The sequence below is a fragment of the Oleiagrimonas soli genome (assembly GCF_000761445.1).
Taxonomy (GTDB): domain Bacteria; phylum Pseudomonadota; class Gammaproteobacteria; order Xanthomonadales; family Rhodanobacteraceae; genus Oleiagrimonas; species Oleiagrimonas soli.
This window is the reverse complement of the sequence record NZ_KN196470.1, coordinates 2,273,879-2,298,048: the sequence shown is the minus strand read 5'-3', so window position 1 is coordinate 2,298,048 and position 24,170 is coordinate 2,273,879. Positions and strand designations below refer to the sequence as shown.

At 67.1% G+C, this 24,170-nt stretch carries 25 protein-coding genes; 11 read left to right on the top strand and 14 right to left on the bottom strand.

The window, feature by feature from the left end:
• The first annotated feature begins 39 nt into the window (after positions 1-39).
• Positions 40-1,203 carry a hypothetical protein gene (locus LF63_RS10180; RefSeq protein ID WP_043101527.1) on the top strand — a complete coding sequence of 388 codons (1,164 nt, stop codon included), beginning with the start codon at positions 40-42 and terminating at the stop codon, positions 1,201-1,203.
• A 63-nt stretch (positions 1,204-1,266) separates the two neighbouring features.
• Here the strand turns inward: LF63_RS10180 and LF63_RS10175 are convergent, their stop codons facing one another.
• The 4 genes from LF63_RS10175 to LF63_RS10160 all read right to left on the bottom strand — a co-directional run bounded on the left by LF63_RS10175 (position 1,267) and on the right by LF63_RS10160 (position 5,007).
• Positions 1,267-1,902, bottom strand: coding sequence for a PadR family transcriptional regulator (locus tag LF63_RS10175; protein WP_052394939.1), 636 nt, complete (start codon positions 1,900-1,902; stop codon positions 1,267-1,269).
• Between the two features lie 124 nt (positions 1,903-2,026).
• Positions 2,027-2,959, bottom strand: coding sequence for a DMT family transporter (locus LF63_RS10170; protein WP_043101525.1), 933 nt, complete (start codon positions 2,957-2,959; stop codon positions 2,027-2,029).
• Positions 2,960-3,055: 96 nt separating this feature from the next.
• Positions 3,056-4,018, bottom strand: coding sequence for a thioredoxin family protein (locus tag LF63_RS10165; RefSeq protein WP_052394937.1), 963 nt, complete (start codon positions 4,016-4,018; stop codon positions 3,056-3,058).
• A gap of 65 nt (positions 4,019-4,083) precedes the next feature.
• Positions 4,084-5,007 carry a peptidylprolyl isomerase gene (locus LF63_RS10160; RefSeq protein WP_052394936.1) on the bottom strand — a complete coding sequence of 308 codons (924 nt, stop codon included), beginning with the start codon at positions 5,005-5,007 and terminating at the stop codon, positions 4,084-4,086.
• Between the two features lie 247 nt (positions 5,008-5,254).
• Here LF63_RS10160 and LF63_RS15970 point away from each other — a divergent pair, with 247 nt between their 5' ends.
• The 3 genes from LF63_RS15970 to LF63_RS10150 all read left to right on the top strand — a co-directional run bounded on the left by LF63_RS15970 (position 5,255) and on the right by LF63_RS10150 (position 7,314).
• Positions 5,255-5,419 carry a hypothetical protein gene (locus LF63_RS15970; protein ID WP_154662673.1) on the top strand — a complete coding sequence of 55 codons (165 nt, stop codon included), beginning with the start codon at positions 5,255-5,257 and terminating at the stop codon, positions 5,417-5,419.
• Positions 5,420-5,489: 70 nt separating this feature from the next.
• Positions 5,490-6,584 carry an ATP-grasp domain-containing protein gene (locus LF63_RS10155; protein ID WP_043101524.1) on the top strand — a complete coding sequence of 365 codons (1,095 nt, stop codon included), beginning with the start codon at positions 5,490-5,492 and terminating at the stop codon, positions 6,582-6,584.
• 271 nt (positions 6,585-6,855) lie between these two features.
• Positions 6,856-7,314, top strand: a complete 459-nt coding sequence (locus LF63_RS10150) for an XRE family transcriptional regulator (protein WP_043101522.1) — start codon at positions 6,856-6,858, stop codon at positions 7,312-7,314.
• 217 nt (positions 7,315-7,531) lie between these two features.
• Here LF63_RS10150 and LF63_RS15890 read toward each other — a convergent pair whose 3' ends face one another.
• Positions 7,532-8,965, bottom strand: coding sequence for a hypothetical protein (locus tag LF63_RS15890; protein ID WP_152569309.1), 1,434 nt, complete (start codon positions 8,963-8,965; stop codon positions 7,532-7,534).
• Positions 8,966-9,328: 363 nt separating this feature from the next.
• Here LF63_RS15890 and LF63_RS10140 point away from each other — a divergent pair, with 363 nt between their 5' ends.
• Both LF63_RS10140 and LF63_RS10135 read left to right on the top strand, forming a co-directional pair.
• The gene (locus LF63_RS10140; RefSeq protein WP_043101519.1) at positions 9,329-9,691 is read left to right on the top strand and encodes a PadR family transcriptional regulator; all 363 of its coding nucleotides are present in this window, start codon (positions 9,329-9,331) and stop codon (positions 9,689-9,691) included.
• Positions 9,691-10,617, top strand: coding sequence for a sensor domain-containing protein (locus tag LF63_RS10135; protein WP_043101517.1), 927 nt, complete (start codon positions 9,691-9,693; stop codon positions 10,615-10,617). Before LF63_RS10140 ends, LF63_RS10135 begins: the two co-directional genes overlap by 1 nt.
• A gap of 6 nt (positions 10,618-10,623) precedes the next feature.
• Here the strand turns inward: LF63_RS10135 and LF63_RS10130 are convergent, their stop codons facing one another.
• Positions 10,624-11,814, bottom strand: a complete 1,191-nt coding sequence (locus tag LF63_RS10130; RefSeq protein ID WP_043101515.1) for a DUF1501 domain-containing protein — start codon at positions 11,812-11,814, stop codon at positions 10,624-10,626.
• 13 nt (positions 11,815-11,827) lie between these two features.
• Positions 11,828-13,363, bottom strand: a complete 1,536-nt coding sequence (locus LF63_RS10125) for a DUF1800 domain-containing protein (RefSeq protein ID WP_052394935.1) — start codon at positions 13,361-13,363, stop codon at positions 11,828-11,830.
• Between the two features lie 133 nt (positions 13,364-13,496).
• Here LF63_RS10125 and LF63_RS10120 point away from each other — a divergent pair, with 133 nt between their 5' ends.
• The gene (locus LF63_RS10120) at positions 13,497-14,096 is read left to right on the top strand and encodes a class I SAM-dependent DNA methyltransferase (protein WP_043101512.1); all 600 of its coding nucleotides are present in this window, start codon (positions 13,497-13,499) and stop codon (positions 14,094-14,096) included.
• Positions 14,097-14,111: 15 nt separating this feature from the next.
• Here the strand turns inward: LF63_RS10120 and LF63_RS10115 are convergent, their stop codons facing one another.
• The 4 genes from LF63_RS10115 to LF63_RS10100 form a co-directional block, all read right to left on the bottom strand.
• On the bottom strand, positions 14,112-14,558 hold the full coding sequence (locus LF63_RS10115) for a hypothetical protein (protein ID WP_043101509.1): 447 nt from the start codon (positions 14,556-14,558) through the stop codon (positions 14,112-14,114).
• Positions 14,559-14,639: 81 nt separating this feature from the next.
• A complete protein-coding gene (locus tag LF63_RS10110; RefSeq protein ID WP_043101506.1) occupies positions 14,640-15,422 on the bottom strand; it encodes a CPBP family intramembrane glutamic endopeptidase in 783 nt (260 codons plus the stop codon).
• A gap of 26 nt (positions 15,423-15,448) precedes the next feature.
• Positions 15,449-15,865 (bottom strand): MAPEG family protein, encoded by a 417-nt coding sequence (locus LF63_RS10105; protein WP_052395227.1) that lies wholly within the window; start codon positions 15,863-15,865, stop codon positions 15,449-15,451.
• A gap of 60 nt (positions 15,866-15,925) precedes the next feature.
• Entirely contained in the window at positions 15,926-17,641 is a 1,716-nt protein-coding gene (locus tag LF63_RS10100) for an APC family permease (RefSeq protein ID WP_043101502.1), read from the bottom strand.
• Positions 17,642-17,836: 195 nt separating this feature from the next.
• On the opposite strand from LF63_RS10100, the gene ypfJ reads away from it, so the two are divergent.
• Positions 17,837-18,703, top strand: a complete 867-nt coding sequence (gene ypfJ / locus LF63_RS10095; RefSeq protein ID WP_043101495.1) for a KPN_02809 family neutral zinc metallopeptidase — start codon at positions 17,837-17,839, stop codon at positions 18,701-18,703.
• Positions 18,704-18,709: 6 nt separating this feature from the next.
• Here ypfJ and LF63_RS10090 read toward each other — a convergent pair whose 3' ends face one another.
• The 3 genes from LF63_RS10090 to LF63_RS10080 form a co-directional block, all read right to left on the bottom strand.
• Positions 18,710-19,372 carry a PepSY domain-containing protein gene (locus LF63_RS10090; RefSeq protein ID WP_052394932.1) on the bottom strand — a complete coding sequence of 221 codons (663 nt, stop codon included), beginning with the start codon at positions 19,370-19,372 and terminating at the stop codon, positions 18,710-18,712.
• A gap of 103 nt (positions 19,373-19,475) precedes the next feature.
• Positions 19,476-20,039 carry a C40 family peptidase gene (locus tag LF63_RS10085; protein WP_235205366.1) on the bottom strand — a complete coding sequence of 188 codons (564 nt, stop codon included), beginning with the start codon at positions 20,037-20,039 and terminating at the stop codon, positions 19,476-19,478.
• A gap of 94 nt (positions 20,040-20,133) precedes the next feature.
• The gene (locus LF63_RS10080) at positions 20,134-20,442 is read right to left on the bottom strand and encodes a hypothetical protein (RefSeq protein WP_043101491.1); all 309 of its coding nucleotides are present in this window, start codon (positions 20,440-20,442) and stop codon (positions 20,134-20,136) included.
• A 172-nt stretch (positions 20,443-20,614) separates the two neighbouring features.
• Between LF63_RS10080 and LF63_RS10075 the strand changes: the two genes are divergently transcribed.
• From LF63_RS10075 to LF63_RS10065, 3 genes are read left to right on the top strand one after another with little or no spacing between them, the layout of a single operon-like run.
• Complete coding sequence (locus LF63_RS10075; protein ID WP_043101490.1) at positions 20,615-21,355, top strand: ATP-binding cassette domain-containing protein; 741 nt, start codon at positions 20,615-20,617, stop codon at positions 21,353-21,355.
• On the top strand, positions 21,352-22,842 hold the full coding sequence (locus LF63_RS10070; protein WP_043101483.1) for an ABC transporter permease/substrate-binding protein: 1,491 nt from the start codon (positions 21,352-21,354) through the stop codon (positions 22,840-22,842). Before LF63_RS10075 ends, LF63_RS10070 begins: the two co-directional genes overlap by 4 nt.
• Positions 22,843-22,893: 51 nt before the next feature.
• The gene (locus LF63_RS10065; RefSeq protein ID WP_043101482.1) at positions 22,894-24,150 is read left to right on the top strand and encodes an NAD(P)/FAD-dependent oxidoreductase; all 1,257 of its coding nucleotides are present in this window, start codon (positions 22,894-22,896) and stop codon (positions 24,148-24,150) included.
• The last annotated feature ends 20 nt before the right edge of the window (positions 24,151-24,170 follow it).

The following is a 24,170-nucleotide window of genomic DNA, read 5'->3' as shown; positions in this document are numbered from 1 at the left end:
AACGTGTTGGGATCGAGGCGTGGCAATGGAGAATCAGGCGTGACGGACGAACGGGTACTGGCCTGCATCGGTCTGAACGGTTTCGAGCGGGCGCGACTTCGCCTGCTGCTTGGCGAGGCCAGCGAGCGCCTCAAGGTGCACTGGCGCCTGGGCGAACGCGAACAGGCCGATCTGCTGATTCTGGTGCCCGGTTCGCTGGAGGCCGAGGCCGCCGCCTTGCGCGCGCGCGGTCGCGGCGTGCGCTGTGTGAATCTGGGCGCGCCGGGCGATGTCGGCGACGAATTCCTACCGGCCGGATTCGGCGTCGACGATGTCGTGCGCGTGCTGGGCTCGATCACGCACGCTCAGCGCAACTTCGCCAAGGTCGACGAGCGTTCGCCGGAGTTTTTCGACGCCTTGCCGGGCCATGCCGAGCACGTCGAGCACGATCACGCCATTCCCGAGGCGGTCGATCTGGAACGGTTTCTGCGGCGCGACAGCGGCGAGCACACGCTGGACAAGATCGTGCCCTACCGTCTGGAGGACACTACGTTGATCCAGTCGGTGCCCAATGGCCGCTCGTCCACGCGCGCGCAGGCGCGTAGCAGCGAGCGCGATCCGTTCGCGCGCGGCTCGTCCCATGAGCGCGAACGCCTGACCGGCGTGCAGGCGAACTACGACGCGGGCCTGCGCATCGGCGACGATGCCGGCGCGCCCGGACGTCCGCTGACGCATTACCTGGAAGGGCAGGCGCTGATGGCGCCGAGCCAGGTGGTGCTGGGCGATGCCGAGCCGCTGATTCTGGACCCGAAGAACGCGGTCTACATGATCGTCGGCGATCTGGCCTCGGCGGAAGCCTATGCCACCGCGCATTTCCGCGAATCCGATTTCAGTCGCTTGACCACGCGCGATCTGGAGCGCTGGCGCGCGTTGTGCGAGCCGCGTCCGTACCTGCGCCTGAAGTGGCTGGTCGCGCTGCGCAGCGGCGATGGCTGGTTGCCGCGGCATCTCGATCCCGGCGGCAGCTACCGGCTGCGCAACACGCTGGATCTGGACGTGCATTTCGACGCCCAGGCGCGCATCGGCTATGCGCTGCAGCAGTGGATGCGCCTGCACGAGGTGGCGGCGGCGGCCGCCACCGACATGCAGAACGTGTTCAACGCCATTGCGGCTTACGACGCCATCGGCTGGCTCGAGTGGCGGCCGCGCGAACGTTTTCGCTGAAGGGTTTCGACGGAAACGTTCGCATGGCATGACCGCCGCCGCGTGTCCGGCGACCTCGCGGCGTCATTCGTCGCCGCGGATTTCGCGTGCCGCGCGCTTCAGGATGGCGAGAATGCGTTCGGCCTCGCCCCCGCTCCAGTGTTCGCGGCGCGCCATCAGCGCATGCTTGATGTCGCGCATGGCGTGGCGGATGTCCATCGGTGAGCGCATCCGCGACATCGCGCGCGCGGTTTCCTGCATCCGTTCCATCACCGCCTCCACCTGCGTGCGGTGCTCGGCAAGAAACGCGCGGCCTTCGTCGGTGATGGCGTAGCGCTTGCGCCCGTTCTCGTCGCTTTCGTCGATGTGCGCCAGGCCCATCTCCTCGAGCAGGGTCAGGGTCGGATAGACCGCGCCGGGACTGGGCGCGTAGGTGCCGTCGAACATGTCCTCGATGATGCGGATCAGTTCGTAGCCGTGACACGACCGTTCCGAGATCAGGGTCAGCAGGACCAGCTTCAGGTCGCCGTGGCCGAACACGCGTCCGCCGAAGCGTCCGCCGTGGGAACCGCCGAAATCGAAATCGTCGCCGCCCGGCCCGCGACCGCCACTGTGGCGGTGCCGTCGGCCGGCGGCTGCGCGCATGTCTTCGGCACAGGCCCGGATCTGGTCGTGGAACGGGTGGAAGCGGTGATGATGAAAGGCGCGTTGGAATCTCATGGCATTTCTCGATATATCGCAAGTAACAGTCTTAAGATATATCGCAATTACGCGCGTGACAAGCCCTGGGCATGCGCGTCGCGATCGGTCGCTGCGCGCGGCGTTCAGCAGTGGCGCTTCGGAGCTAGTCGCCCAGATTCTTGGCTTCGGCGGTGCCGAGGATTTCGCCGGGTGGCTTGCTCGGCCGCTGTTTGGTGATCCACGGATGCAGGAACACCGTCGCCAGCACGATGATCACGCCGAGGTAGAACAGGCCGTTGAGTTCGCGTTGCTCGCCGAGCAGCGGGATCGCCAGCACGATGGCGTAGACCGGCTCCAGATTCGTGGTCATCTGCACCGCGAAGGCGCTCAGATGGCGCAGCGCGCCCAGCGCCAGCGCGAAGGGCAGCAGCGTGCAGCCCAGCGACAGCACCAGCAGCAGCACGATGTCGTGCAGGTGCGGCAGCGGCAGCATCGGGCCGGTGTGCGGCAGCAGCGGTCCGAGCAGGGTCAGGAAGGCGGTGCCTGCGCCCAGTTCGATGAAGGTGACGGTGAGCGGGTCGGCGTGCTCGACCATGCGCTTGTTGAAGGCGCTGAACAGGGCCACGAACAGCGCCGACAGCACGCCGATCAGCAGTCCGGCGCGCATGCCGTCCGGGATGCCGCCGAGCACCAGCGCCACGCCCGGCACCACGCCGATGCCCATCAGCAGTTCGCGCGGATCGAAGCGTCGCCGCGCGACCCACGGTTCGATCAGCGCCAGGAAGATCGGCGCGATGGCGATGCACAGCGCGCCGACCGAGGCGTTGGCCAGCTTGATGGCGCCATAGAACGTCAGCCAATGCAGCGACACCAGCACGCCAATGCCCGCATAGGCGGCAATCAGCCGCGCCGGCATCGCGCGCAGGCCGCGCCACACGCGCGGAAAAAACAGCAGCGCAACCGCGACCACCAGCATGCGCCACCACACCATCGGCAGCGCGGGCAGGGTGATCAGCTTGCCGAGGATGGCGGTGAAGCCCCACAGCAGCACGCAGAAGTGAATCTGCAGGTGGGCCTTGCGAGCGGTCGACGACACGGTGCGCGCCTTGCGTGAAAAGGCGTCAAGGATGCAGCAAATCGGCGCGGGCGTGAAGTCGCCCGCGCGTCGTCGTCATGCCTTGTCCGGAGTGCTTCAGCCGAAGGTGAAGGTGAAGGCGCGGAAGCCCGATGTCGGCACGTCGATGGTGATCACGTGATCGCGGTAGTCGTTGCTGTCGAACAGCGTGTACAGGCGGCTGCCGTGCACGGTCACGTCCGGCTGCTTCTTGCCGTCGACGGTGATCGACAGCGTCACCGGGTCCTTGCTGGACGCCACCATGTGCAGCTTGCCGGACTGGAAGTGCAGCCGGATCTGGCCCTTGTCGCCGGTCAGCTCGGCGTACTCGCCGCTCATGCGCCAGCGGCCTTCGAGCGCGTACTTGTTCAGCGGCAGGCGCGCCGGCGCGGTGTAGTCGTGGCTGAACATCAGCGGCGGGATCGGGTTGGCCATGTTGCGCACCCGGTTGCTGCCCAGGTACATCTCCGGCGAGCCGATTTTCGACAGGTCGGCGGCGGCCACGTCCTCGCGCGTCATCGCCGGCAGGCCGAGCAGCTGACGGATGGCGTTCTCGGTCTCCATGTAGTGACCTTCGCCGAAGTGGTGCATGACCACCTTGCCGTTCTTGTCGATCAGGTATTCGGCGGGCCAGTACTGGTTGTTCCAGGCGTTCCAGGTAGCCATGTCGTTGTCTTGCGCCACCGGCCAGCCGATGCCGTACTTCTTCACCGCCGCCTCGACGTTGGCGGTGTTCTTCTCGAAGTCGAACTCCGGCGAATGCACGCCGACGATGACCAGGCCTTTGTCCTTGTACTTGGCCCACCACGACTTCAGGTGCGGCAGTGTGCGCAGGCAGTTGATGCAGGAATAGGTCCAGAAATCGATCAGCACGACCTTGCCGCGCAACTGCTGCATGGTCAACGGCTTGCTGTTGATCCAGTGGTCGATGCCGGCGAAGGCGGGCGCCTGCGCCGGTACCTGGGCGCGGGCGGCCGGCAGCAGGCCGGTCAGGGCGATGCAGGCGCCGAACAGGAGAGCGAGCGGGGTGCGGAAGCGCATGGAGTACCTCGGTGTTGGAGTCCGTCACGCAAGCAGACCGGCCAAGCGCCGATCCGCTTACACGCTTAGTGCGCGAACGCCGGGTCGACCCGCGTCGGCACCTCCAGTCCACACAGCGACAAGTGACCCGGCGGGTCGCGGTAGAAGGCGTCGTGGCGATGGCGCTTGGCGTCGACGATGCGGGCGAACGTCGGGCTGTCGGTGCGCAGCACCTGCAGGTGTTCGCGCTGCGCGACGGGCACGTCCGCGGCCAGGCGCACGCGCAGGATCGGCGTGCGCTGCGACGGCTTGGCGTAGACGCCGATGTTCGCGTCGTCGCCGCGCGGCAGACTGGACAGCAACGGCATGCCCTGGATCACGCGTCCGGCCACGGCCAGATTGTGGTCGATGCGGCGGGCCTCGCCGATCACCGCGTACAGCGTGTTGCCGTTGCCGCTGGTCGGATCGACGTCGCGCGCCACGCCGACGGTGCCGTAGCAGTGCGCGATCCAGGTGCGGTGCGTCTTCGGATCGCGCGCGGTCGGGAAACCGTGCGAAAAGCCGACCTGCGACGCGTACACGTCGCCGTCGGGCAAGGGCGTGAAGGTCATCGAGGCATCGTAGGCGCGGTCGTACTCGGGCGGCAGATGGGTCTTGGCCGTGCCCATCGATTTGGCCTTCTTCGGGTTGTCGCTGTCCGGATCGCCCCATTGCGCGACGAAGTTGTCCTGCACGCGGTAGACGCTGGTGCGGTCGAAGTAGTGCTCGCGCACCAGGGTCTTGAGGTTGGCGACATGCGCCGGCGACCACCACGGCGCCAGTTCGATCACCACGCGGCCGTCGGGAAGGTCCATGTACAGCGTGTTGGCGGGATCGAGCGAGCGCCACTCGGACGGTTTCGCCGCCTTGACGATGGACGCGATCGAGGGCGTGTCCTTGCCGTCGGCGTGGACACCGGCGGTCAGGCTCAGGCCGAGCAGGGCGAGCAGCAGCGGAAAGGCGTGGCGCATGGCGGAGATTCCGTGTCGGACGATGCTGCGAAGGTAGCAAATCCCTCGCTGCGTGGCGCGTGAATCGGTCGCCGCGTGCGCCGAAGGTGCCGTCTGCCATGCAGGCAGCGCACGCGAACTGTGATTGAGGTCATTGGCGCGGGCCGAATCACCGGCGTAGTATCGATCCTGCTTTTCGTCACAAGGACTTCGCACGGAAAGGACGAAAGGCATCCCCTTTGCTGATCTAGCCACAGGAGTAGCTGTCATGCAGAACTATGTTTCCTCGTTCAACCAGAACGTCCCGCCGTCCCGCGCCTTCGCCCGCCTCAAGGCCCGTGAAGTCGCCGCCACGCCGGAGAAGGAAGATCTCTTCCTGAGCATGAATACCGACCCCACGCGCCCGGAACCCGAAATGGGCATCATGGGCTGAGTGCGCCTGCACTCGAAGCTGCACGCCTCGCGGGTCGAGGCGTGTCGCTTTTCCAGGGACGGAAACGAACATGACGCATAGCGCACTGCTGTTGGCCGACGAGGCCGATCCACACGCCGCCGCCGTGGCCTGGGCGCTGCCGTCGCAGGGCGTGCGGCCGGTGTGGCTGCCCTCGCTGCTGGCCAACCGCGGCCCGCACTACACGATGAAGCTTGCCGACGACAGCCTGCGGTTCCGCGACGGAACGCTCGACGGCCAGCCGGTCAGCGCGGTGTGGAATCGCCGCCTGCATGACCCCGAACCGCACTGCGACGAGGCCGACCGTCCCTTCGCTATGTGGGAGTGGCGATTGTTCCAGCGCAACGTGTTCAGCGTGGCGTCCAGCTACGGCGACGCGCTGTGGATCAACCGCCTGCCGGCGGCGCAGCGCGCGGAATGCAAGCTCGTCCAGTTGGAACTGTGTCGCGACATCGGACTCACGTTCCCCGAGACCGTGGTCACCACCGACGCCGCCGAAGTGGATGCGCTGCGCCGGCGCTGGGGACGGATCATCTTCAAGAGCTTCTCGATCCATCTCTGGGAAGACACGCTGAGCGGACAACAGCACGCCGTCGGCGTGTCGCTGATCGACGCCGACACCGAACTGCCGCCCGAGGCGCTCGCTGTGTGCCCGGGCATCTACCAACGCTACATCGAGAAATCCTGCGACATCCGCGCGACGTTCATCGGCGACCGCATCTTCGCCATGCGCCTGGGCAAGAGCCGCGATCGCGGCTACGTCGACTGGCGCAGCCACGGCAAGGATCCGGACTTGCATGTCGAGCCGGTCATCTTGCCGGCCGAGCTCGAACGCAAGCTGCGCGAGCTGATGAAGCGGCTCGGGTTAGTGTTCGGCTGCATCGACCTGGCCGTCGACCGCGAAGGGCAAGCCCATTTCCTGGAGGTCAACCAGGCCGGGCAGTTCCTGTTCGTCGAGGAGATGGTTCCCGAATATCCCGTGCTGCAGGCCGTGACCGCCATGATCGCCAGCGGCCGCACGGACTACGCGCTGGACGCCGCGCCGCAGATTTCGATGCGCGCGTTTTGCGATTCGGAGGCCTTCCAGCATCTGCGCGAACGCACGCGCAAGAAGAGCGCCTCGACGCCAGCCTTCACGATGGAGTGATCGCCGTCGTGGGTTCCGTGGCCCGAGGTTTCATCGCTCGGGGGTTGCGGTCGTGCGGTCCCGGTGGTTGTGCGGCCGCCAGCCGCGATGCCCATGATGTCGCAGGCCCTGATGGTTTCCGGAGGGCCTCGCCGGCGCGGGCTTTCAAGCCGCCTGGCGCGGTGCTGGCGGTCCGCCGACGGGCGCGTGACACCCGTCTGACGTTGCAAACCGGAGGCATTCCGGCAGGCTAGGACCCCATCGAACACCGAGCGGAGTCGGGGAGCCGAGCATGCAGTTCAAACCGGATGGAGCAAAGATCAAACGCTGGCGCGAGGAACGCTGCTGGTCGCAGGAACACCTGGCCGAAGCGGCCGGTATCGGCCTGCGGACCGTGCAGCGGATCGAGAACGGCGACAAGGCCTCGCGCGAATCGGTCATGGCGCTGGCGGCCGCCTTCAACGTCGATGTCATGGCGCTGACGGTCGACCCCGGCACCCAGGCCGCGGACCAGCGGTTCGCGGAATCGGAAAAGGGCGTGGCCGCTTTCCGCCTGTCGTTCTGGATCCACCTCGCTAGCTACGTCTTCGGCGTGATCCTGTTCATGGGCATCAACCTGGGCGTGGGCTCCTTCGTGATGCGATGGCCGCTCATCTGGTGGACCGTCGCCGTGGCCGGCCACGGCCTGGGCGTGGTCATCGCGACGCTGGTGATCCGGTTTCAACGGATGCAGCGTGGTGTGTCGAAGTAGTGGTTCGGAATCCTTTGCCTGATGTTCGCAAACCCCAGTGCAGTCTAGGAAATGCCGCCCTTGGCAAAAGTGCGCGCTTCAGACTGCACGCTGCGGCTGTAGCCAGGGACGGCTAGACAGCGGGAGAAGTCGCCTTCTACTTCCATCGATGTAAACGGTTGTAAGTGAACCTGGTCCCGTTTTGTTTCTTCTTCCTGCGTGACGCGTGGCCGATGCTTCATGGTGAAAGCGGTTGCACGACTTCTCGGTTGATCTTGAAGTCGCAGATCTGTTGCGCACCGTTGGAGTCGATCTTCCATGCTTCACTGGGCGGCCCTTGATCTTTCGGGGAAAGTTCAAGGTACGTAGCACCGCTAAGAGTCACGAGCCTGCCATCTTCCATGCCAGTCGGCAGACTATCTGCGAGTTCTTGATTGGCTGCTGAGGAAAGGTCGGTTACTCCAGTCTTGGAAAGATAGATCGGGAAGACCTTCTCTTGATGGTAGGAGCCGTCTCCTGCAGTTGATCCGCCATCGTCAAAGGATACGAGGCCTACGTGGCGTAATGTGCCGCTGTTGTCCAGGTCAACCATCCCAGTCCGATACAACGTGTAAGAGGCATCGGATGCCCGGGCGTTATTGCGGAAGGACAACCCAGGTAGCGAACCTTGTACGTTACTCGCTGGTCTTTCCTGATAATCAGGCGGTACGTCGGTCATCACCAGCGATTCTCCTGCTGCCGGCGCATGCATGGGCGCGGGAAGCGGCTGGCCTGCAATGATTGCGTTGCAAACCTGATCGACATTATTGCCTTTGACCGTCGGATGTTTGAGTGCTACTCGCCGCCCCTGGCAGGTAGGGACGATGTCGCCATCTCTATCGATACGGGACAAGTAAAATTCCGACTTGCCTTCGCCGGCCGCCCAACTGAGCACCATCGGCTGGCCGTCGACGATGACTACGTCCTCTTTGGTACCGAATTTCCAGGAATCTGAACCAGCGTTTTCCGCATCTCGGTCATCCCGGTCGGAGGGGGATAGTAGCGTTCGGAGGTCGTCGCTGAGCACATAGACGGAAGAGTCGTGAGAGGTTCCGCCCGAATCCACTACGACGGCAACCAATGGCCTACCGTCAACCAGAATGTGTGCAGCCTGTGGTGTATAGCTATTACCGTCCATTTCCAAATGAACGCGACCAAGCACTTCGTTGCTCAGGTCGGTCGTGTGGGCTGACGCAAGTGGCTCGCCATCGTTCATCGTGGTTTCTGCTGCCTCGCACAACGCCGGTGCATTCGGCGGCAGCGTGCTGTGCGATGGGCCTATGATCCTGATACGGGCCGCTTTGACCCAGCCTGTCGATACCCGTCTGGGACCGTGAAACCGCACGTACGCGTAGCCATCGCAGGTGGTGACAAGATCCACTTTGTCTCCCGAGATGAGGTAACCGCTACTCAGGTTCGGGGTATCCCAATAGGAGTCGCTGGGATGATGGTTCTTGAGGACAAGGTGCTGCTGCGGCGCACCTGTAACTTCCGCTGGCGTGACTGTGCGCTGCCCGGGCGCGATCCAAGTGTCGTCCAGGCACGCTGGTGGGTCGGCCCAACTGACGGCCGGCAAAAAAGCCAAGGAAAAAATCCCAAGCCACAACAGCCGTGAGATTGTTCGTCCATTCATCGCCATTCCTTGGGCTGACCCGTACAAGAGAGACATCAACGATAATTCTACTGCTTGAAGTCTAGCGAATGGGGTCAGGTCCGTTTTCGGCTGTCTCAATGGGTGGAATGGGGAGCGCCTGTTCTGCCGACTGGTTGCTCCATGTCAAGTGCAGCTTCTCTTCGATGCCAGCTTCATCATGATTCTCTGGCTGATTCGTAGTTGTCTTACATCGTCCTATCGTGCCCACGTTGCGAAGCTTATGGGTGGGGTTGTGCGCGATGGCTGCCCACCTGACATGGTGGCCGCCCCATGACTTCCGGCCGATATGCTATTCATAACTTCAACCTATACTGAGGATGTGTTTATGAAGCATGTCGCACCATGACCGACGCAGGCCTCCACGTGCAGAAGAAATTCGAGAAGGAGCTGGCTTCCGGCACCGTCTCGCTGGTGTTGCTGGCCGTGCTGGCGCAGGCGGCGGAGCCGATGTATGGCTACCAGATCGCCAAGCGCCTGGAGGACAGCGGCGGCGTGCTCGGCGGCAAGCAGAGCACGCTGTATCCGGTGCTGCGCAACCTGGATGCTGCCGGTCTGCTGAACAGTCGTATCGAACCCTCGATCAGCGGTCCGCCGCGCCGCTACTACCGCATCACCGACGTCGGCCGCGAGGCGCTCGCCGCGTGGACGAGTACCTGGCAGGCGACCCGCGATTCGGTCGATTCCGTCCTTGAAGGAGCCCCCTGATGAATGCCCCCGTGCCACGCACCATCGACGAGTACCTGAAGCAGTTGCGCGCCGCGCTTCGCGGCGCCGACCCCGCCATGATCCAGGACGCGCTCTACGATGCCGAGGAGCACCTGCGCGCGGAGCTGGCCGAACGCGCCGACGGCGACGAGGCCGCGATGCTGGCCGACGTCGTCGGCAGCTATGGCGCGCCGGAGGAAGTGGCGGAGATCTACCGCGATCAGGAGGTCACCGTGCAGCGTGCGCTGCGCACGCCGAAGACGCCGCCGCGTCGCGGTCCGATCGGCCGCTTCTTCGGCGTCGCCGCGGATCCGCACACCTACGGCGCGCTGTTCTACATGCTGCTGGCGATGGCGACCGGCATCTTCTACTTCACCTGGGTGGTGACCGGCGTCAGCCTGTCCGCCGGTTTCTCGATCCTCATCATCGGCATCCCGTTCCTGGTGCTGTTCATCGGCACCGTGCGCGCGTTGTCGCTGCTGGAGGGGCGCATCGTCGAGACCATGCTCGGCGTGCGCATGCCGCGGCGACCGGCCTATGCCGACCGCAGTCTGCCGTGGCTGAAGCGCATCGGCGCGATGTTCACCGACCCGCGCACCTGGTCGACGCTGCTGTACATGCTGTTGATGCTGCCGCTGGGCATCGTCTACTTCATCATCGTGGTGACGGGTATCTCGCTGTCGGTGTCGCTGGCGTGCGCGCCGTGGGCGGCTTTCTTCATTTCGCAGAACGCCATCGACACGGTGTACGTGAACGGCCAGGTGTGGCCGCCGCATGACTGGTACTGGTGGGTCGTGCCGTTGATCAGCATCGTCGGCGTGTTGCTGCTGTTCGTGGTGCTGCATCTGGCGCGCGCGGTGGGCCGCATGCACGGCCACCTCGCCAAGCATCTGCTGGTGCGCGGCCGCGAGGCGGCGCAGGGCTGAGTCGCTTCAGACCAGGCCGAGGTCGCGTGGGGGCGCGCCGGGGAACACTTGATTGACGTGTTCGTCGGACAGCCCCCACAGACGCTGGAACAGGCCGCCGAACACCGCGCGGTAGTTGTTGAGCACGGGGTAGTCGCGATCCTGCAGCAGGTTGGCCCGCGTGACCGCGCGCTGTTCGCCGAGGATGCGTCCGCCGCGCAGCGCGCCGCCGAGGAAGGTGTAGACGGTGCCGTGTCCGTGATCGGTGCCGCGGTCGCCGTTCTCGCGGAAGGTGCGGCCGAACTCGGAGATCACCGCAACGACGGTGTGCTTCCACTCGTCGCCCATGCCGCGGGCGAAGGCTTCCAGACCGCGCCCGAGGTTGGCGAGGTTGTTGGCGAGCACGCCGCGCGCGTCGCCCTGGTTGACGTGCGTGTCCCAGCCGCCGACATCGACGAAGCCGAGACGGAACTGATCGCGCATCAAGGTGGCGATGCGCGCGGTCTCGGTGGCGAAGCCGCCGGGATTCACCGCGCCGCGACTGGCGTGGACCATTTCTTCGGCGAATTTTCCGGCCACCTGCTGGCGCAGCTTCAGTCCATCGCGCACCGGCGCCTGCAGCGGCGTGCCTTCGTACATGGCCTGCAGCAGATCGACCTGGCGCGGCGTGAATGCGGCGCGGGTGCGACCGCGCAGCGATAGGTTGGGAATGTCGCCGTGGCCGCCCTGGAAACTCAGCGGCAGCGAGCGGGTGAAGGCGATGGGCGCGGCCTGTCTGCCGAGCACGCCGGCCAGGCGCGCCATGAAGCCGGAGTGGAAGCCGTGGCGCTGCGCCGCGGTCTCGCCGGATTCGACGTCGTCCTGGGTCTCGAAGTGGCTGCGCGACAGATCGTCGGTGCCGGCGAACGGCACGAAGGCGACCTGGCGCTGCGCGTACAGTGCGCCGAGGCTGTCGTGCACGGCCGGCGCCAGCGCCCAGGCGTCGTCGAGCCGGGTCGCGGCATCGGCGCCGCTGCCGGGACGCGCGATGGCGATGTGCGGACGCGCCTCGTAGTAGAAGTCGCTGGCGTACGGCACCAGCAGGTGGTTGCTGTCGTAGCCGCCGCGCAGGAACACCAGCAGGAAACGCGGTCCGGACGTCGGCGCGGCGAACAGCCGACCGGCCACGCCGAGCGCGGGCAGGGCGGCGAGTGTCTTCAGGAAAGCACGGCGTTGCATGAGCGAAACTCCGTCAGCGGAAGTTGAAGTCGGGCGAGGCCAGCAGCAACGTGTTCCATTCCACGCGGTTGCGGGCCTGCGCCAGCGCCTGGCGCGTGGCGTCGCGCAGGCGCGGCGCGAGGCTCTCGCGATACAGCATGCTGGCGGCGATGTCGGGCGGCGCGGTACCGACCGGGGCGCGCTTCGCGCCGGGATCGAACAGCGGCATGCGGCCGCTGCCCAGCGCGCGGGCCAGGCGGAAGCGGTCGCTCATCTGGCCGGAACTGTTCCAGCTGGTCGCCTGCAGCGGCCAGCCATCCGGCGTCAGGCGACCGTACAGCGGTTCGCCGAGAGTGCGCAGCGCCTTGACCAGCGGTTCGGCGTTGACGACCTCGCGTCCGTCCGCGCTCAGGCGCACGGCGGAGATCACGAACTGCATCGGGTCCTTGAACTTGCGGCCGAGCTGGGCGTCGAGTTCCGGTGCGGTGAACAGGGTGTGCAGCACCGCCGCGATGTCGCCGTGGGTGCGCTGGAAGGTGCGGCTCATGCGGTCGATCAGGGCGGGTGAGGGCGTGTCGGCCACGAAGTAGCGCGCCAGTTCGGTGGAGATGAAACGCGCGCAGGCCGGCTGCGCCACGATCAGGTCGACGGCGCGGCGGATTTCGCTCATGTCGTCGCCGGCGAAGGTGTGACCGAGAAAGACCTGCGGCGAGGCGTCGTGACGGCGCGGATAGAAGGCGACCAGCGCGTTGATCCGCTGCGGGCCGCGTGCGCCGAAGCGTCGGGCGCGCTCCCGTGGACGCAGGTCGAGCGTGAGTCCGCTGAGGATGTGCATCAGCGCCTGCACGTCCTGCTGCGTGTAACCCGCGTGTACGCCGAGTGTGTGCAGCTCCATCAGTTCGCGCGCGTAGTTCTCGTTGTAGTGGCCGCGCGCGTTGTTGGCGTTGTCGAGGTACTGCAGCATGGCCGGGCTGGTCAGCGTGGCCATGACCAGATCGCGGAACGAGCCGAGCGCGTGAGGTCGGATCACGCGGTTGGTGTAGTCGGCGACGAACCAGCCGACCTGCCGCTTGCGCTGGAACACGCTGAAGTGGTTCAGCCAGAACACCGTCATCTGCTCGCGCAGTTGCGCGGGGCTGGCGATGGCGCGCAGCAGTTCAGCCTGCGCGGCCTGGTCGGCGAGTGCGTGTCCGCGCTTGCGCCAGGCCTTGGCGAGTGCGCGCCGCTGCGGGTCGCCTTTGTCGAGTGCGCGGAGCTTCGCGCGCTGTTCGCGCAGTTGCGTGGCGATGTCGTTCAGGGTCAAGCGCTCAGCGTCGAGGGAGGCGAGCTGCGTCGTTACCGCCGGCGGCAACGCGGGGTCGCCGGGGTGCAGCTGCGCCTGCAGAAAGCCTTCGCGTCCAAGCTTGCGGTACTGCGCCAGCGTCGCGCTGTCGGCGCCGAAGGTGATGCGGTCGAGCCAGGCGATGTTGCGCGCGTCCGGTGGCGCGGCAAGCGCTGTCGGCGCGAGCAGGGTGAGCAGCAGGGCGACGAGTGCGCCGGCGATCCACGGTTTCGGAAGGGTGAAGCGCATCGGCGTCTCCACAGCCACGATGCCGACACAACGTGCGAGGCGCGGCGACGGTTGACGCTCGACATGAACCGCGGGCAACGAGCGCGTGCGAGATGCGTACACTATCCGGATGCATCGATCATCCGAGGACGCCATGACCGGCAAGCAATACGACCGCGCCTATTTCGACAAGTGGTACCGCGATCCGCGGCACGCGGGTGTGCCGCCCGATGTGCTCAAGCGCAAGGTCGCGCTGGCGGTGGCGCAGGCCGAGTTCTACCTGGGACGCCCGGTGCGCAACGTGCTGGACGTCGGCTGCGGCGAGGCGCCGTGGCGCGCCGCGTTGCGCCGGCTGCGCCCCGATATCGACTACCGCGGACTCGATCCCAGTCCGTACGCCGTCGAGCGTTACGGCCGCAGTCGGCGCATCGGTCTGGCCACGTTCGGGCAACTGGCCGAGCTGCGTTTCGAGGAGCCGTTCGACCTGATCGTCTGCGCCGACGTGCTGCACTACATGAAGGCGGCCGAGGTTCGCCGCGGCCTGTCCGGATTCGCCGAACTGCTGCGCGGCATGGCGTTCATCGAGGTCTACGCCAAGGGCGACGCCATCGAGGGCGACCAGGAGAATTTCGTCGCCCGCAGCGCCGCGTGGTACCGGCGCGCGTTCGCCGAGGCCGGGCTGACGGCCTGCGGTTCGCACGGCTATCTGGGGCCCGAGCTGGCGGCCAACGCCACGGCGCTGGAACGCCTGTAGGTTCTCGGGGCAGATTTACAGTTTGGACTGCGCCGGGTAGCGGATGCGTTCGATGCCGGCGTAGTGGTAGCGCCGCGCGTAGATCGGATGCAGGCGTTCGAGCAGTGCATGCGCGCGGTCGATGCGTTCCTGGTCGGGCGTGTACGCGAACAGGAAAGCGCCGCCGCGCTGCGCGTGCTTGCGGTCGTCCTGCAGATAGCCGGTTTCGGTGCCGACGAGATCGGCCAGTTGCGCGCGCAGGCGGTCGAACCAGCCGGCATCGTCCATCGATTCGAGCTGCTCGGTGACGAAGGAGCCGGTGGCGACAGCGACGTCATCCTGGGCGAAGCCTGCATCGAGGAAATGCTGCCGCGCGCGCTCGGCGTGCGTGTCGACCTCGAAGGCCGCCATCGTGTAGTGCAGCGGGTAGAACAGGCCGAACGAGGCGTCGCTGTCCTTGAAGAAGTCCCAGTGCCGTTTCATGGTGCGTACCCCACGAGTGGTTGTCGCACCGGATCAGTCTAGGCGGTCGCGCTGAACCTGCGCTGGCGCGGACCGAATGATTCAGCGATGGCTGGCGATCAGCGCCACCATCGCCAGCAGGTTGTTGCCGGCGTGCACGGCCACGGCGCTGTAGATCGAGCCGGTCTTCAGCCGCCGCCAGCAGCACACCGCGCCGACCAACGCCAGCGCCAGCAATCCTTGCGGTTTCCAGCCCAGATCGGGCAAGTGAATCGCGGCGAACAGGCAGGCGTCGATGGCCACCGCCAGCGCGATCGGCATGTGCCGGATCAGCGCCGGCAACAGAATCCCGCGGAACAGGATTTCCTCCGCCAACGGCACCAGGGTGACGACCAACAGCCCGAGTCCGAGCCTCATCGGCAGCGAGGTGTGCAGCATCAGCTTGCCGATGTCCTGGCCGATCGGGTGTCCCTGGGTGAGCAGGTAGGTCAGCATGCTGCCGACGATGCCGGTGGCGATGCCCAGCAGCACATGCAGGCTGAACTGCGTCGGCCGTATCGGCCGCACCGCGAGTCCTTCGTGACCGGCCGTGCGCCAGACGCGCCGGTAACCCAGCCGGAACACCAGGATCGAGGCCAGGCAGGACAGCGGCAGGATCATGAGCAACAGCAGCATCCGCGTGTCCGGACTTTGCAGCACCGCTTTCGGATCGTGTACGCCGTTGGCGACCATCTCCACCATCATGAACACCATCCCGACCAGGAAGCCGGTGAAGGCCTGGATCAGGAAGTACAGGACGATCGCGCCCAGCGCGAAGCGCAGGCGCGGTGCATCGGGCGAGGGCGGGGGTTCGACCGCGGGCAGATCGATCGGGGTGTCATCCATGCATTCGTGCTCCGGGTGCGAACAGGTCAGCCGACATGCGGCACGGCGGCCAGCAGCCACATGTCGTGCAGCACGGCGATCAGTCCCCAGGCGGCCAGCATCACCGTCAGCAGCAGGCCGATGGTGAAGGGCATATGGCGTCGTGCGGCGTCGCGCAGGTAGGCCGCGGCGTACCAGATGCGCGCCAGCAGCCACAGCAGGCCGAGGATGCCGGCGATGCCCGGGTTGCCGAAATGACCGGCCAGCCACAGCGACGGCAGGAACATCACACTGGCTTCCAGCGTGTTCATCTGCACGCGCCAGGCCCGCTCGAAATCCGGATGACCGCTGATGGCGGGCGCCTTGACGCTGTGCTTGCCGCGCGCCTGTCCGACCTTGAACGCGGTGAACAGCAGCAGGAACACAGTCAGCGCAGTGACCAGCGCGGGAAGCAGCGTGAGCATGAACATTCCTTTACCTGAAGACGTGCGGGATCTGCGGCATCCTACACTGCAAACGCACACTCAGGGACTCGGTTCGCCCAGTTGCGCGGTGGCTTCCGGCGCCGGTTCGCGCAGGTGCGCCTCGACGCGTTCGGTGGGCAGGCGCATCGCGGTCGCGATCCACATGATGACCAGCGAAAAACCGGCCACCACCAGGATGGCCCAGCCGAAGCCGATCACGCCGAGGTTGCCGGCGTGCTTGTCCAGCGCCGGGTATTCGCCGAGCCAGCTGATCGACGCCAGGCCGGCCAGCCACAGCGGCACCCAGGCGCCCGAGGCCAGTTCCAGTCGCGGCGTGTTGCCGCGGCTGCGCCACTCGTGCAGCAGCAGCACGACGTAGCCGATCAGCACCGCGATCATCAGCTTCCACACGATGTCCCAGCCGGACCAGTAGACGATCAGGTTGGACGACAGGAAGCCGAGAAAGGCCAGCACGTGCATGCCCGGCAGGCGGAACGGACGCCGCTGCGCGGGCAGCTGACGGCGCATGGCGACCAGCGCCAGCGGCCCGGAGCCGAACGACAGCACGGTGGCCGAGGTGACGAAGCCGACCAGCTTCTGCCAGCCGGGGAACGGCAGCAGGAAGATCATGCCGGCGACGAAGGTGACGATCACGCTCACCCATGGCACGCCGCGTCGGCTGACCTTGGCCAGTGCCGAGGGCGCGTTGCCGTTGCGGCCCATCGCGTAGGAAATGCGCGCGGTCACGGTGGTGTAGATCAAACCGGTGTCGGCCGGCGAGATGAAGGCGTCGATGTACAGCAGCACCGCCAGCCAGGTCAGGCCCATGACCGTGGCCATCGCCGCCAGCGGACCGTAGGTCGCGGCGATGTGGTCGAGTCCGCCGCTGAAGCTGGTGCCGATGTGCGCCCAGCCGTCGACCAGCGCGCCCGGCGGCAATGCGCCGATGAAGGCGATCTGCAGCGCCACGTAGATCACGCCGGTAATCAGCACCGAACCGATGATCGCGATCGGCACGTTGCGCTGCGGGTTGTGGGTTTCGCCGGCCAGCTCCACGCCCTGACGGAAGCCGAGGTAGGAGAACACGATGCCGGCGGTGGCGATGGACGCGAACACGCCGCTCCAGCCGAACGGCATGAAGCCGCCGGCGTCGGCGTGGTCCTGCGCGCCGCCGGTGAAGTTGGCGCCGTCGAAGGCGGTCATCAGGAAAGCCACGATGACCACCACGATGATGATGAGCTTCCACCACACCAGCGCGTTGTTGAGACGCGCGAACCAGCGGATGCCGACCACGTTGATGAGACTGAACAGCGCCAGCATCGCCACCGCGACCGCGAAGCCCGCGCCGGTCAGCACCGGCACGCCGTCCTGCAGGTGCTGCAGCCAGGGCAGGTAGTTGGTCGAGTACTGCAGCGCGGCCAGCACTTCGATGGAGGTGGTCGAGGCCACCGCCAGCCAGGTGATCCAGCCCAGCGTGTAGCTGGCGAAGGAGCCGAAGGCGAAATGCGGGAAACGCACCACGCCGCCGGAGACCGGGAACATCGTGCCCAGTTCGGCGTAGCACAGACCGATCAGGATGATCATCACGCCGCCGATGCCCCAGGCCAGGATCGAGGCCGGGCCGGCGATCTGCGCCGCGCTCAGCGCGCCGAACAGCCAGCCGGAACCGATGATCGAACCGACGGCGGTGAACAGCAGTCCGATGATGCCGATGTCGCGGCGAAGGCGGCGGTCGTCGGTCGCCTTGGGGTCCACCGTGGTGGTCGCGTCGCTCATGCGTCTCCTCCCGTTGCAGCCAGGCAAGGAGTGTCCGCGACGTCCGTCGCCGTGTCGTGCGCGACGGTCGGCGCTGGACACAACAGTCTCCGACTATGGACCGTCGCGGCGACAGGCACAAGCGAGCGGCCGCTGGCGCGGGGTGCGCAATCGAGCTACGTTTGCCGGCAACGGCACGGCGGAGAGGGCGACGACATGCTTTGGCGCAAGGGGAGACGCAGCGACAACGTGGTGCAGTCCACCGGCGGCGGAGGCGGTCGCGGCCTGCGCGGTCGGCCGATGGGTATCGGCGGACTGATCGTGATGCTGATCCTGGGCTGGGTCTTCTTCAAGGATCCGACGGCCCTGCTCGGCAACGGCGAAAGCACGTCGCAGCTCGGCGCCGGCGCGCCGCAGACCACCGCGCCCGCCGCCGACGTGCAGACCGAGTTCGTGCAGCGCGTGCTGGGCAGCACCGAGGACGTCTGGAGCGGCGTGTTCGGCGACCTCGGCCGCCGCTACCAGCCGCCGCGACTGGTGCTGTTCCGTGGCAGCGTGCGCACGGCCTGCGGCGCGGCCTCGTCCGCGGTCGGGCCGTTCTACTGTCCCGGCGATCGCCAGGTCTATCTGGACGTGGGTTTCTTCGATCAGATGGGGTCGCAGCTCAACGCCTCGACCGCGGACTTCGCGCGCGCCTACGTGATCGCGCACGAGGTCGGTCATCACGTGCAGAACCTGCTCGGCGTCATGCGCAAGGTCGACGAAGCGCGTGCGCGCGGCGCGGCGATGCAGGGCGCGAACGGTCTGTCGGTGCGTCAGGAACTGCAGGCGGACTGCTTCGCCGGCGTGTGGGCGAATCGCGCGCAGCGGCAGCTGCAGTGGCTGCAGCCGGGCGACATCGAAGCGGCGCTGGACGCGGCCAGCCACATCGGCGACGACACCCTGCAACGACGCGCGCGCGGAAGCGTGATGCCGGATTCGTTCACCCACGGTACCTCGGCGCAGCGCGTGCGCTGGTTCAAGACCGGTTTCGCCAGCGGCGAGATCGCCCGCTGCAACACCTTCGCGGCGACGGCGCTGTAGCGCGCTTCAGTCGCCTGCGGGTTTCGTCGGCGCAGGGCCGACGAAACCGCCGCTGGGGCGCGAGCCCTGCTGGCCGTCCTGCGTGGTCAGTCCGTCCCAGGCTTTCAGCACCGTTCCGGTCATCGCATCGACGACGCCGGTCGGTCGCCGGGGCGTGTCGTGCTGCGTGATGTAGAACGACACCTGGTAGACCAGCTTCGGCGCGTCGCCGTGCGGGTCGATGGACAAGGCGTGCTGCACGTTGCTCAGCGCGGCGTCGGCGTCGATGCCGTCGTGCGCGCGCAGCGCCTGCACGGCCTGATCCGGCGCGATGCGTGCATCGACCTGCGGCAACTGGGCGGCGAGATCGCGCGCCAGGTCGCCGCGCACGCTGACGATGTTCCCCGTGGCGTCGCGCTCGATCACCACGCCGCGATCCTGCACCGGGATGCCGTGATAGGTCTGCAGCATGCGTTGCTTGGTGGTGCCTTGCGCGGTGGGGAGCGGTGCGGAATGGGGCGTGAGTCCGCCGTCCGCGCCGAGACCGAGCCGTTGCGCCAGCGCCTGATCGTCGAGCGAACCCAGGGCCGTGAGCGCCACGTGATCGGAGGGCATCGCGCAGCCGCCCGGAGCGACCATCGCGGTACCGAGCAATGCCAGCCAGAGGCCGGAGCGGGACATGCGTGTCATGCGGCATTCCTCCATGGTGCGACCGCCAGCGCGGACGGGACGGGTCCATGGTCGACGGGCCGCGGCCCGCATGCAAGCGATGCGTGCGCGCGGCGGCGGGAAGTCAGTCGAGCACGCGACGCGCGAACGCGAAGTGGCGGCTCCAGTACGGGTTGGACAGGTTGTCCAGCCGCACCGTGCCGCCGCTGTTCGGCGCATGCACGAAGCGTCCCTTGCCGACGTAGATCGCCACGTGGCTGATGCGGTGCAGGCCGGTGCGGAAGAACAGCAGGTCGCCGGAAGTCAGGCGGTCCGTCTGCTTGATCTTGGGCACCGACATCTGCGCCATTTCGTGCGAGGTGCGCGGCAGTTGCAGGCCGGCCGAGGTGCGGAACACGTAGTCGACCAGACCGCTGCAGTCGAATCCGCTGTCGGGCGTGTTGCCGCCCCAGCGATAGGGTGTACCGACCAGTCCGATGGCGTGGAACAGCACGTCCTCGGCCTGCCGTTCCGGCGGCTGCTGGGGAATGCCGCTGGCGACCGGCGTGGGCGTCTCGTGCGGTGTCCGTCGTGGTGCGCCGGCGCAGGCGGTCAACAGGGCGAGCGCGCCCAGGCAGGCCACGCGCATGCCGGCGGCGGCCCAGCGAGCGTGCGAAGCGGGGCGATATGGACCCGACGAAAAAGACATGGGCATGAAAAACCCCCGAGGCGGCGTGCTTCGAGGGTATCAAATCAATGGCTTGCGGCAAAGACTTGAGGTGCTGTGCAAGAAGTGCCCTGTTTCAGCTGGCCAGCTTGCCAACCAGCGTCAGTTTGGGACGCTCCGGGGCAGTCGGACGCACCGCGGCTTCCTTCGCGGCCTGGCAGTCGCGGATGATTTCGGTCTCGAAGACGGCGGCGCGATGGCGTGCGGCGTCGCCGATCTCGCGCGGCATGCGCTCCTGATTCAGCAGCTGGCGCAGGATGTCGCGCTGCGCGGCATCGAAACGGGGGTCCTGGTTGGCCTCGTCCAGCACGGTGGCCAGAACGCCCAGCCAGCCGCTGTCGGGCGACCGCAGTGCAAGCAGAATTTCCGGGTTGGACGGGGGCATGGTGAGGACTCCGGTAGGTGCATGCGGGAGTCATGCAGGAAAAGTGCCAACCGACTACACGATATCGGCAAAGCCGTCGCCACGGGTCCAGGGCCGCGGCGGGTATGATGCGGACATGCCCGCGACACCGATTCCGCCGGTCCCGGCCGATGGCCACGTCTGTGCGTCTCCCATGTTCGCCCTGCATCGGGTGCAGGTGCGCTATCCGGGGGTGCTGGCGCTCGACGACGTGTCGCTGGACTTCGCGCGCGGTCAGGTCTGCGCGCTGATCGGCAGCAGCGGCAGCGGCAAGTCCACGGTGTTGCGGCTGCTGATCGGGCTGGTGCGACCCACGGCCGGCGAGGTCCGTGTCGACGGCATGCCGCTGGCCACGACGTCCCTGCAGGACATCCGACGTCGACTGGGTTACGTGATTCAGGAAGGCGGACTGTTCCCGCACCTGAGCGGGCGGGACAATCTGGCCTTGCTGCCGCGTCATCTCGGCTGGACGCGCGAGCGGATTGCCGCGCGCTGCAATGAACTGGCCGAGCGCGTGCGCCTGCCGGTTTCGGCCTTGCAGCGCTATCCGGCGGAGCTGTCGGGCGGACAGCGCCAGCGCGTGGCGTTGATGCGCGCCCTGATGACGGATCCGCCGGCGCTGCTGCTGGACGAACCGCTGGGCGCGCTCGATCCGATCGTCCGCCACGAGTTGCAAACGCAGTTGCGCGATCTGTTCGACACGCTGGACAAGACCGTGATCCTGGTGACGCACGACGTCGCCGAAGCGGCGTGGCTGGCGTCGCGCCTGGTGCTGATGCGCGATGGCCGCGTGGTGCAGGACGGCGGCATTGCCGATCTGCAGCGCACGCCGACCAACGATTACGTACGCCGGTTTCTCGACAGCGCGCGACGCTTGCCGGAGCGCCCGGCATGAGGCGCGTGCTGGGCATCGCGATGCTGCTGGCGGTCATGCTCGCGGCCGGCGCGCATGCGGCGCCGCCACCGGTGCGGATCGGCTCGAAGGCGTTCACCGAGTCGGTGGTGCTGGGCGAGGTCGCGCGTCTGTCGCTGCGCGAACACGGCATTGCGGCCGTTCATCGGCGCAGCCTTGGCGGCACCCGCATCCTGTGGCGCGCCCTGCGCGAGGGCGACATCGATGCCTATCCCGAATACACCGGCACGCTGGTGCAGGAACTGCTGCCGGGTACGCCGGCGGACGCCGATCTCGCCATGCTGCGCGCACGGCTGCGTCCGCTGGGCATCGGCGTCACCGACTCGCTCGGTTTCGAGGACAGCTACGCTGTCGGCATGCGCGCGACCCGCGCCGATGCGCTGAAGATCGCCACGATCTCCGACCTGCGCGCGCATCCAGATCTGCGCTTCGGTTTCTCCAACGAGTTCATGGATCGCGATGACGGCTGGCGCGGCCTGCGGCGCGCCTATGCGTTGCCGCAGCGCGACGTGCGCGGCATGGATCACGACCTGGCCTACCGTGCGCTGGCGCAGGGCGCGATCGACCTCACCGACGTCTACACCACCGACGCGGAGATTCCGTACCACCACCTGCGCGTGCTGCGCGACGACCGCCACTACTTTCCGCCGTATCGCGCGGTGTTCCTGTACCGACTGGATTTGGCGCAGCGCGTGCCCGACGCGATCGAAGCGCTGCGCGCGTTGGCCGGTCGCATCGACGTGCAGGCGATGCAGCGCATGAACGCGGCAGTGAAGCTCGACGGCCGCAGCGAGACGGACGTTGCGGCGGCGTTTCTCGGCGTGTCGGCGGCATCGCCGGTACAGGGCATGGCCGCGCGTATCCTGCAGCGCACGCGCGAACATCTCGCGCTGGTCGGCATCTCGCTCGGACTGGCGCTGCTGCTGGCGGTGCCGCTCGGCATCCTCGCCGCGCGCTGGCGTCGGCTGGGGCATGTCGTGATGGCGCTGACCGGCGTGCTGCAGACCGTGCCGTCGCTGGCCATGTTCGTGTTCATGATCCCGCTGTTCGGCATCGGTGCCGGGCCGGCCATCGCGGCGCTGTTTCTCTACAGCCTGCTGCCGATCGTGCGCAACACGCATGCGGGACTGACCGGCATCGATCCGGCACTGCTGGAATCGGCGGCGGTGATGGGCTTGCCCGCGCGGGTGCGGCTGTTGCGCATCGAACTGCCGCTGGCGATGCGTTCGATCCTGGCCGGCGTGAAGATCGCCGCGGTCATCAACGTCGGCACCGCGACGCTGGGCGCCCTGATCGGCGCCGGCGGCTACGGTCAGCCGATCCTGACCGGCATCCGCCTGGACGACCTCGGCCTGATCCTGCAGGGCGCGGTGCCGGCGGCGGCGCTGGCGCTGCTGGTGCAGGGCGTGTTCGAGGGACTGGAACGCTACCTGATGCCGCGCGGTCTGCGACCCGGGGTGAACGCCTAGGCCGTTCGTCCGGGCGTATGTCGGTCACGAACCGTGGGTAGAATGGGACCCATGGCAGCGCAGCGTAGTGATGTTCTCGTGCTTGGTGGCGGCGTGATCGGCCTGGCCTGTGCGCTGCGGCTGCTGCAGGCCGGCGCGAGCGTGCGCATCGTCGAGCAGGGCACGGTCGGCAGTGGCGCTTCGCACGGCAACTGCGGCACGCTGACGCCCAGTCATGCGATCCCGCTGCTCACACCCGGCGGTCTGCGCAAGGCGTTCGCGCAGATGCTGCAGAACGACGCGCCCCTGCACATCCATCCGCGTCCGGAGCTGGCGCGCTTTCTGTGGTTGCTACGCCTGGCCCGGCAAGGGCGGCGGGCGCGCGCCGAAGAAGCCGCGGAAGCGCGGGCCACGCTGTTGTTGAGCTCGATCGACCTGATGCGTGACTGGATCGAGGAAGAAGGGCTGGACTGCGAATACGCCGCGCGCGGCACGCTGTACGTCTATCGCCACGCGGAAAGCCTGCGCGAGGCCGAGAAGCATGCGCAGTGGCTGGACCGACTCGGCATCGAGGCGCAGCGCAAGAGCGACGACGAGCTGCAGGCGATGGAGCCGGCGCTGAAGCCGGGCATGGCCGGCGGCTATTTCCATCCCGGCGACGCGCATCTACGCCCCGAAGCCTTCGTTGCCGAACTGGCGCGTCGGGTGCGCGAGCTGGGCGGCATTGTCGAGGAGAATGCGCGGATCGAGCGCGTGCACGTCAACGGCCGTCAGATCGATGCTGTGCGCACCCATCGCGGCGTGTACTCGGGCAAACGCATGGTGATGGCGTTGGGCGCCTGGTCGCCGCAGGTCGGCCGCATGTTCGGCATGCGTCTGCCGATGCAGCCGGGCAAGGGCTATTCGATCACCTGGTCGCGCCCGTCGCGCGCGCCATCGCGCCCGCTGATGCTGCGCGAGGACGGCGTCTGCGCGGTGGCCTGGGGTTCCGGTTTCCGGCTCGGCGGCACGATGGAGTTCAACGGCTTCGACGGTCTGCTCAACGATGCGCGCGTGAAGGCCATCCGCCGCGCCGCGACACACTATCTACACGAGTCGTCCGGACCCGTGCTGCAGGAGATGTGGTGGGGCTGGCGACCGATGAGCGTGGACCAGTTGCCCATCATCGGCGAAAGCCGGCGCTGGTCGAATCTGATCTTCGCCACCGCGCATGGCATGCTCGGCATGAGCATGGCGGCGGGCACCGCGGAGATCGTCACGGCGCTGTGCCGCGGCGTGGCGCCGGATATCGACACCCACGCTTTCCGGCCGGCGCGTTTTCGGCTCTGACGGGGAACGACGCTCAAGGA

Bases quoted from the DNA above. Each gene is read 5' to 3' on its own strand.
- LF63_RS10175 (WP_052394939.1), bottom strand. From the start codon at position 1,902: ATGAGATTCCAACGCGCCTTTCATCATCACCGCTTCCACCCGTTCCAC.
- LF63_RS10165 (WP_052394937.1), bottom strand. From the start codon at position 4,018: ATGCGCTTCCGCACCCCGCTCGCTCTCCTGTTCGGCGCCTGCATCGCC.
- LF63_RS10160 (WP_052394936.1), bottom strand. From the start codon at position 5,007: ATGCGCCACGCCTTTCCGCTGCTGCTCGCCCTGCTCGGCCTGAGCCTG.
- LF63_RS15970 (WP_154662673.1), top strand. From the start codon at position 5,255: ATGCAGAACTATGTTTCCTCGTTCAACCAGAACGTCCCGCCGTCCCGC.
- LF63_RS10155 (WP_043101524.1), top strand. From the start codon at position 5,490: ATGACGCATAGCGCACTGCTGTTGGCCGACGAGGCCGATCCACACGCC.
- LF63_RS10150 (WP_043101522.1), top strand. From the start codon at position 6,856: ATGCAGTTCAAACCGGATGGAGCAAAGATCAAACGCTGGCGCGAGGAA.
- LF63_RS15890 (WP_152569309.1), bottom strand. From the start codon at position 8,965: ATGAATGGACGAACAATCTCACGGCTGTTGTGGCTTGGGATTTTTTCC.
- LF63_RS10140 (WP_043101519.1), top strand. From the start codon at position 9,329: ATGACCGACGCAGGCCTCCACGTGCAGAAGAAATTCGAGAAGGAGCTG.
- LF63_RS10135 (WP_043101517.1), top strand. From the start codon at position 9,691: ATGAATGCCCCCGTGCCACGCACCATCGACGAGTACCTGAAGCAGTTG.
- LF63_RS10130 (WP_043101515.1), bottom strand. From the start codon at position 11,814: ATGCAACGCCGTGCTTTCCTGAAGACACTCGCCGCCCTGCCCGCGCTC.
- LF63_RS10125 (WP_052394935.1), bottom strand. From the start codon at position 13,363: ATGCGCTTCACCCTTCCGAAACCGTGGATCGCCGGCGCACTCGTCGCC.
- LF63_RS10120 (WP_043101512.1), top strand. From the start codon at position 13,497: ATGACCGGCAAGCAATACGACCGCGCCTATTTCGACAAGTGGTACCGC.
- LF63_RS10115 (WP_043101509.1), bottom strand. From the start codon at position 14,558: ATGAAACGGCACTGGGACTTCTTCAAGGACAGCGACGCCTCGTTCGGC.
- LF63_RS10110 (WP_043101506.1), bottom strand. From the start codon at position 15,422: ATGGATGACACCCCGATCGATCTGCCCGCGGTCGAACCCCCGCCCTCG.
- LF63_RS10105 (WP_052395227.1), bottom strand. From the start codon at position 15,865: ATGCTCACGCTGCTTCCCGCGCTGGTCACTGCGCTGACTGTGTTCCTG.
- LF63_RS10100 (WP_043101502.1), bottom strand. From the start codon at position 17,641: ATGAGCGACGCGACCACCACGGTGGACCCCAAGGCGACCGACGACCGC.
- ypfJ (WP_043101495.1), top strand. From the start codon at position 17,837: ATGCTTTGGCGCAAGGGGAGACGCAGCGACAACGTGGTGCAGTCCACC.
- LF63_RS10090 (WP_052394932.1), bottom strand. From the start codon at position 19,372: ATGACACGCATGTCCCGCTCCGGCCTCTGGCTGGCATTGCTCGGTACC.
- LF63_RS10085 (WP_235205366.1), bottom strand. From the start codon at position 20,039: ATGTCTTTTTCGTCGGGTCCATATCGCCCCGCTTCGCACGCTCGCTGG.
- LF63_RS10080 (WP_043101491.1), bottom strand. From the start codon at position 20,442: ATGCCCCCGTCCAACCCGGAAATTCTGCTTGCACTGCGGTCGCCCGAC.
- LF63_RS10075 (WP_043101490.1), top strand. From the start codon at position 20,615: ATGTTCGCCCTGCATCGGGTGCAGGTGCGCTATCCGGGGGTGCTGGCG.
- LF63_RS10070 (WP_043101483.1), top strand. From the start codon at position 21,352: ATGAGGCGCGTGCTGGGCATCGCGATGCTGCTGGCGGTCATGCTCGCG.
- LF63_RS10065 (WP_043101482.1), top strand. From the start codon at position 22,894: ATGGCAGCGCAGCGTAGTGATGTTCTCGTGCTTGGTGGCGGCGTGATC.